This window comes from Methylobacterium sp. WL64, assembly GCF_008039945.1.
GTDB lineage: Bacteria > Pseudomonadota > Alphaproteobacteria > Rhizobiales > Beijerinckiaceae > Methylobacterium.
This window is the reverse complement of sequence record NZ_VRVA01000071.1, coordinates 21,517-29,119: the sequence shown is the minus strand read 5'-3', so window position 1 is coordinate 29,119 and position 7,603 is coordinate 21,517. Positions and strand designations below refer to the sequence as shown.

Genomic DNA, 7,603 nt, shown 5'->3' with positions numbered 1-7,603 from the left:
CCTCCTCGCCCGCCAGATGGTGGTCCATCTCGGCGTTGAGCGCACGCTCGGCCAGGGCCTTCTTCAGTGCGTCCAGTAAGCCGTCGGACTCGAACGCCGTCTTCGGATCGGCCCCGGCCAGGAGCTGATCCAGGATCGCGTCAGGGATGTGGGGTGCTTTGCGTCGTGCCATCGGGAACCTCCTTCGGATCCACTATGGCCGCCTCCACACGAAATTCCTGACAGTCCCACCGGCCGACGCCGAGCGCGACGCAGCTGCGCCGCTCACTCACCCCGTGCGCCTCCTGAACCTGGTGCACGAGCTCGCGACGCCGAGCAGGCGTCAGAGCTTTTTTGCGAGCACGTGCCTCACAAGATGTGCTTGTCGAGGCTCAGATCGGCCGCGAGCTGCTTGAGCTTGCGGTTCTCCTCGTCGAACTGCCGTAGCCGCCGCAGCTCACCCGTGCCGAGCCCGCCGTAGAGCTTCTTCCAGCGGGAGACACGTCTGCTCGGAGATGCCCATCCGGCGCAGCACCTCCGCGACCGACAACCCGGTCTCGGCCTGCTTCAGCGCGAAGGCGACCTGCTCCTCGGTGAACCTACTCTTCCTCACCGCTCCGCTCATCCCGTCAGGGTCTCACAAAACCGGAAAACTCGCACTCAGGCCGGGCCAAAGCGATGAGGGGACGTCAATCGCGTTATCGTCAGCGATTAAGCACGAAGGCGTGGAAATTTGCGCCCATCTCACCGTTCGCGCCAGGCTTTAGCGATCTGGTCGGAGAGTGGCTTGACCAGGTAGCTCAGCACCGTGCGCTCGCCGATCTGCAAGTGTGCCTCCACCGGCATCCCCGGCACCAGCCGTACCTCGCCCAGACGCGCCAGCTCCGCACCCGACAGGCCGACCCGCGCCGTGTAGTAGCTCTGTCCGGTCTTCTGATCCGCGGTCACGTCTGCCGACATCCGCGTCACCGTCCCGTCCACCTCCGGCGTCGTGCGCGCGTTGAACGCCGAGAACCGCAGCACCGCACGCTGCCCGAGCCGCACCGCGTCGATGTCCTGCGGCTGAACCCGCACCTCGACCGTGAGACGGTCCGCGTCCGGCACGATCAGCATCGCCGGCTCCGACGGCACGACCAACCCGCCCACCGTGTGCACGCTCATCTGGTGCACCACCCCGTCCTGCGGCGCGCGCAACTCCACCCGCTTGAGCTGGTCCTCGGCCGCGACCCGCTTCTCGACCAGCTCCGACCACTTGCCCCGGATCTCCGCCAGGTCCTTGCCGACCTCGGCGCGCATCTCCGCGTCCACCTGCAGGATCTGCAGCTTGGTCTCCGCGATCTTGCCCCGCGCCGAGGCGGTCGAGGCCACAAGCTGCCCGCGCTCGCCCTCCAGTCGCGCCGCGTCCCGCTCCAGCGCGGTCACCCGGGTGATCGGCACCAGGTTCTTCGCGTACAGCGTGCGCACCCCGCCCAGCTCGGTCCCGATCAGCGCGATCTCGCGCGCCTTGGCGGCCGCCTGCTCGGTCAGACCGGTGACCTCCTGCCCCAGCTGCGCCGCCCGCTCGGTGAGCTGCGCGCGCTGACCCTCGCGGCTGGCGAGCCGGGCGGCAAACAGCCGGCTCTCGCCCTCGATCAGCGGCTCGATCTCCGGGTTCGCCGTCCTTTGCCCCAGCAGTTCGCGCGGGAACGCCACAGCGGCCGCGCCGTCGCGCTCGGCCTCGTCGCGGGCACGGCGCGCGGCCAGCTCGTCCAGCGCCTTGCGGGTGATGTCGAGGTTGGCCCGGGTCTGGGTCTCGTCCAGGCGCACCAGCACGTCGCCGGCGCGCACCCGGTCGCCGTCCTTGACCAGCAGCGCGCCGACCACGCCGCCGGTGGGGTGCTGCACCTTCTTGACCTCGGACTCGACTACAAGCTGGCCCGGGGCGATCACCGCCCCGGCAAACGAGGTCAGCGCCGCCCAGCCGCCCACCCCCGGCACCAGGGCGAGCGAGAGCGCGCCGGTGACCAGCAGGTGGCGCCGGATCGAGGCGCGCGGGTGTGGGCGCGGTTGCGCCGGCAGCCCGGCGCCGGGCAGGGTGAAGGTTCCGGCCGACATCACGCGCTCTCCCGCTGTTGCTCGGTCTGCTGCGCCGCCACCGGGCGCAGGGCGCGTTTGAGCACCTCGTCCTTCGGCCCGAACGCCTGCACCCGGCCCTCGGCCATGATCAGCACGTGATCGACCGCCGCCAGCGCGCTCGGGCGGTGGGCGACCACCACGCAGATCCCGCCGCGAAGACGCACGCCGTGGATCGCCCGGGTCAGCGCCGCCTCGCCCTCGGCGTCGAGGTTGGCGTTGGGCTCGTCGAGCACCACCAGGAACGGCGCCCCGTACAGCGCCCGGGCCAGCCCGACGCGCTGACGCTGCCCGGCCGAGAGCCCGGCGCCGGCGTCGCCCAACGGCGTGTCGTAGCCCTGGGCTAAGCGCAGGATCATCTCGTGCGCGCCCGCCGCCTCCGCCGCGGCCACGATCGCCTCAGGCGATGCGCTATCCTGGAAGCGGGCGATGTTCTCGGCGACCGTGCCGGCGAACAGCTCGGCTTCCTGCGGCAGGTAGCCGACGTGCGGCCCGAGCGCTTCGGCCGACCACTGCTCGAGTGCCGCCCCATCGAGCCGGACCCGGCCGCGCGCCGGGGTCCACACCCGCACCAGCGCCCGCACCAGGCTCGACTTGCCCGAGGCCGAGGCGCCGATCACCCCCAGCGCCTGCCCGGCGGCGAGCCGGAAGCTCGCATCGTGCACGACCACGCGCTGACTGCCCGGAGGCATCAGGCTGACCGCCTCGACCGTCAGGCTCGCGCGTGGGGCCGGCAGGGCGAGCGGTGCGGCCCCGGCCGGCATCCGGTCCAGTGCCAGCGCCAGCCGGCGCCAGCTCTGGCGGGCGGCCACGACCCCCTTCCAGTTGGCGATCGCGAGTTCGGCCGGCGCCAGCGCGCGCGCCACCAGGATCGAGGCGGCGATGATGATGCCGCCTGAGGCCTGGTTGTTGATCACCAGCCAGGCGCCGAGCGCGAGCACGCCCGATTGCAGCGCCATGCGGGTGGCCTTTGATACGGCGCCGAGGCCGCCGGCGATGTCGGCATTGCGCTGCTGGGCATCGGTGCAGGCGTCGTGCGCCGTCTGCCAGCGCCGGCCGATCGCCCCTTGCAGGCCCATCGCGGCGATGACCTCGGCGTTGCGCCGCGCCGCCTCGGACGCAGCCTGCCGGCGCGCCGCGTGCGTGGTCGAGAGCTGCGTCGGCCGGCGCGTGGCGAGGTCGGTGACGGCGGTCAGGCCGGCGAGCAGCACGGCGCCGCCGATCGCGACCGCACCGATCAACGGGTGGAACAGGAAGCACAGCGCCACGTAGGCGGGCAGCCACGGCAGGTCGAACAGGGCGGAGGGCCCGGAGCCACTCAGGAAGCTGCGGATCTGGTCGAGGTCGCGCAGCGGTTGGCCGGCATCCTCGGGCCGCGCCCCCCGCAAGGGGACCTGCACGCTCAACGCGAACACGCGCGCGCCGAGATCGGCGTCGAGGGCGGCGCCGATCCGGGCGAGGATGCGGGTGCGCAGGGCCTCGAGCGCGGCCTGCGCGGCGAACAGGGTCAGCGCCAGGACGCACAGCCCGACCAGCGTCGGGATCGACCGGCTCGGGATGACCCGGTCGTAGACCTCGAGCATGAAGAACGAGCCGGTGAGGGTGAGCAGGTTCACCAGCCCGCTCATCCCAGCCACCGCGAGGAACGCGTGCGAACTGCGCCACAGAGCGCCGCTCAGTTCGCCCGATGGTCGGTGATGCGCCACGTTCCTGTCCCCTTCGCCGAAGTTATGTCGGGGGCAACCCCGCATGTCAGCGATATCCCACGGCGCGTAACCAAACCGGAAAAGGGTGATCGGGCTGCGAGGCGTTTGTTAACGACCCATCGTCCCTGTTCCGGATCCGGCGAGAGCGAGAAGACGGTTCCGTCGCGCCAGGCACCCAGCTGCCATCGAAATACTACGCAACGTGGTAGCTTTGTTGGATTTGAACGGCGAGATACAGCTGAGCTTCTGCTCCCTCAGCGATGGCCACTGCCACATCGGCACGAGACGTGCCGTGAACCAGCGCATCAGTCCATCCTTGCAAGCCAGCGGCGTCGGCATGACGCCCGAGGGCGTTCTCGTACAGGCCTTCAACGAACGACGCATCGCTCTGGCCGCCACTCGCTCCGCCATTCTGCAAACCAAAATGCGCTTGGAACTCAGTCGAGTTGACGAACGCGTTGGCGAGTTCCACCCGACTGATGGCGCGACTATCGAGAGCGTTAGTCCATGATTGCAAGCCGGCCGCATCGCCGTGGCGGCCGAACAAGTGCTCATACAAACCCTCGACGTAGACCGCACTGCTCTGTCCCACGTAGTGGCCCTGGAACTCCGCCGAGTCGACGGCAGCGATTGCTACGCTGGTCCGGGCTGTGCCGTGAGCTAGAGCATTCGTCCATGACTGCAGCCCGGCCATGTCGGCGTCACGCCCGAGCACCTGCTCGTAGATGTTCTCCACGTAAGCGCCGTCGGTCTGGATGCCGTGGACGGTCGCGTACTCAGACGAGTTGAGCGCCGCCTGAGCGATATCGTGCAGTGACATGCCGCCACTCTTAACCGCATCGGTATAGCTCTGCAGTCCGGCCGCGTCGGGGGCGCGATCCAACATCGCATAGTACAGCCGCGCGACGGCGGCGGCATTCTGATCGATGACAGTGAGGTTGCCATCTCGATATGAACCCGTCGCGGCGCCGTACAGGCCCGGATCGTGTCCATCCGGCGAGGAAACGATCCCTTGCTGGACAGCGACTGCATTTGGATTGTTCGAGTATGCACGGATGTAATCGATGCTTGATGTGATCGAATTACCTGAAGCGCCATCCTGCGTCGCCAAATTAGCTATTAAGTACATCGGATCGTGCATGTCCGACGGCGTCGCCTGCGAACCTTTCAACTGCCCGTCGACATAGAAGTTGATTGTATCCTGCTGCCAATTGACACCATATGTGTGGTAGCCCGCTGGATCGGACATTTCACTGTAGACTTGACGATTTTGCTGCCAGGGAATGCTGCCCTGCGGGTCGGTCGTGTGGATAGTACTGTAGACACCCCGATCCCAACCGCCATAATGCTCGACGACATCTAGCTCCTGATGGCCGCCGGTATTGTGCAGGTCCGGAGTTTGCTGATTCGGCAGCAACCAGAACGCATCCCAGGCACCGGCTCGATCCGAGAAGTCGGCCCGGATTTCGAAGTAGCCGTAGGTCTGAGAAAAGTTTCCCTGCGTCGTGATCAGGCCGGACTCCCAGCTACCGGGATATCCCGACGTGGTCCGATCGGGCACTGCCGTGACCGAAAGCGCGCCGCTCTGAACGTTGAATGGATCGTAGCCTGAGGTCTTATCGACGAAAGAAGACCTACCAAAACCGATGTCTGAGCTGGCATCGAAACGCCACTCTGACCGGATGTCAGCCCAGGTCGTTCCAGCACCTCGTTGCGAGATGCTCCGATTGTTGAACTCGTCGTCAAAAGTCAGTTTGTAACCGGCCAAATCGACTGATGGCATCGATCGCACCCAAATCCGGAAGTGCCCATGATAGACTCAGAAAATTAAAATTTGGTTTCACAAAGATGGTCTCCGCGCCGTAACGGCCGAGCATTATTGAGCTACCCGCGGGTAATTTAGGGCGCGGTCGGCTATTGTTGGAATGATTTATATCCCATCCTCAGCGTCATCACCTGCAACGTACTGAGAATGACAATCTCCAATTAGGTCGGTCGCGATCAGTAAATTTTTGAGCAGGCCGAATACTTACCAGCTTGTATCAGCAGTGCCCAACAGTCCGTAAGATCAATCATCTTGGTCGCGGATCAAATAGGAACAAATTTATTATGATATATATTTCTGAATCAGATTGTATAAATGCATAAAAATGGCCACTGCAACCTGAAATCTCATCGGCCTCGGAAGCAACATTTGAGACCAAAAAGATCAGCTAAATACTGTTTAGCCTCAAAATGAGGCACAGTGCCTTAGAGGAAAAAATTTGTACGGCCGCACATGCAAATTTGTGCGATTAAACGATCATCGACCGTATTGAAATATCTCCAGATCAGTATAGCGCCCAGGTACGTTATGTAAGCCCGTGCATACGCTCGTACTGAATTCGCAAGCCGCTCTAAATCCCGCTAATAATTAATTCAGATTTTTTAAGGCGCTGCAACCGTACTATCAAGCTTCGGCCAGACCATGGCATCATCAGGCACAGATCGTAAAATAGTACAGCCCACACCAACCATTGCTCGCTGGCCGACTTTGATGCCCTGCAAAACTTTGGCCAAAGGACCAATTAAGCTATCGGCGCCAATCATGCAGCGCCCACCAATGAAGGCCGCCGGCGAAATGGTCGTGTTGTCAGCGATCTCGGCGTCGTGGCCGATGATTGCGCCGGTATTGATCACGCAGAACCGACCGAGCCGGGCATCGACGTTAACGATCACCCCGTGCGCGACGAACGCACCGGCGTTCGGCTTTACCCCCTGGCTCACGATCGCATGCGGCGACACTAGGGGTGGACAAGGTAAGGCGTGCCGGTCGAGCCACGCGATGATCTCGGCCCGTGCTTGAATTGCCGCCCGGCTCACGCCGCCCACCGCCAGAGCGACGCCCGCATACGCGTCGCGGTCGGCCAGCAGCTCGTCGAGATAGCCCCTGTAGGTGCCGACCTGCGCGCTCGGCTGGCTCGAATAGGTCGCGTCCACCGTGTAGCCGCACATCTGCGCGACTTCGGCGATCTCCTTGGAGAAGCCGCCGCCGCCGATCAGAGCCAAGCGCTTGGCTTCGGCCGTCACGTGGATTTACCGATCATAGGGACGCTCCGCCATCGACCCGCAGGATCTCGCCAGTCACATGCCGCGCCTGCGGCGACATCAAGAAGGCGATAGCATCGACCACCGACGCGACCGTGGCCACGCCCGCCGGGCTGCGCTTCTCCAGCGCCTCCTTGAAGCCCTCGCCGTAGAGCCGCGCATGAGTTCGGGTCATCTCCGTGTCGAGCCAGCCCGGCGCGACGCCGACCGCGCGCCGGGGCGCGAGTTCCCGGGCGAGGCCGCGGATCAGCGCGTCGAGCCCCGCCTTTGAGGCGGCGTAGGGGACGATGGCCGGCTCCGGGCGCTGGGCGGCCACAGAGGAGACGGCGCAGAACACCGCGTCGCGCGTCGAGATCCGGGCACTGCCGAAGGATGCGGCGAACAGCGTGGGGGCGACGAGGTTCGTGGTGTAGAGGCGCTGGACCTCCTCGACGCTCAGGCTGCGCATCGGCTTGATGACCTGGACCCCGGCGCAATAGACCAGACCGGTCAGCAGCCCGCGTTCGGCGACCGCAGCCTGCAGGGTCCCGGCGATGGCGGTGAGGTCGGTCACGTCCGCGGCGATGGTGGCAATCCCGGCCTTGGCCAGTTCGGCCAGGCGGTCCGCCCGGCGGGCGAGGGCGGTCACAGCCCCTTGCGCGGCGAAGCGCTCGGCGACGGCCCGGCCGATGCCGCTGCTGGCACCGACGACGAGGATATGTCCCGCGGGTTCCGCCATG

At 65.6% G+C, this 7,603-nt stretch carries 5 protein-coding genes and 2 pseudogenes; all 7 read right to left on the bottom strand.

Annotated elements, in window-relative coordinates; genetic code table 11:
• Positions 1 to 172, bottom strand: a pseudogene (locus FV242_RS22935) (IS256 family transposase); the annotation flags it as partial.
• A gap of 58 nt (positions 173 to 230) precedes the next feature.
• A pseudogene (locus tag FV242_RS22930) lies at positions 231 to 592 on the bottom strand (transposase); the annotation flags it as partial.
• Positions 593 to 723: 131 nt separating this feature from the next.
• Entirely contained in the window at positions 724 to 2,073 is a 1,350-nt protein-coding gene (locus tag FV242_RS22925; protein WP_147940533.1) for an HlyD family type I secretion periplasmic adaptor subunit, read from the bottom strand.
• Positions 2,073 to 3,797: a type I secretion system permease/ATPase gene (locus FV242_RS22920; protein WP_281407093.1), complete on the bottom strand. Its 1,725-nt coding sequence runs from the start codon at positions 3,795 to 3,797 to the stop codon at positions 2,073 to 2,075. Before FV242_RS22920 ends, FV242_RS22925 begins: the two co-directional genes overlap by 1 nt.
• A 193-nt stretch (positions 3,798 to 3,990) precedes the next feature.
• Entirely contained in the window at positions 3,991 to 5,580 is a 1,590-nt protein-coding gene (locus tag FV242_RS22915; protein ID WP_147940531.1) for a DUF4214 domain-containing protein, read from the bottom strand.
• Positions 5,581 to 6,224: 644 nt separating this feature from the next.
• On the bottom strand, positions 6,225 to 6,866 hold the full coding sequence (locus tag FV242_RS22910) for an acetyltransferase (RefSeq protein WP_147940530.1): 642 nt from the start codon (positions 6,864 to 6,866) through the stop codon (positions 6,225 to 6,227).
• Between the two features lie 13 nt (positions 6,867 to 6,879).
• Positions 6,880 to 7,602 (bottom strand): SDR family NAD(P)-dependent oxidoreductase, encoded by a 723-nt coding sequence (locus tag FV242_RS22905; protein WP_147940529.1) that lies wholly within the window; start codon positions 7,600 to 7,602, stop codon positions 6,880 to 6,882.
• Position 7,603: the final 1 nt, after the last annotated feature.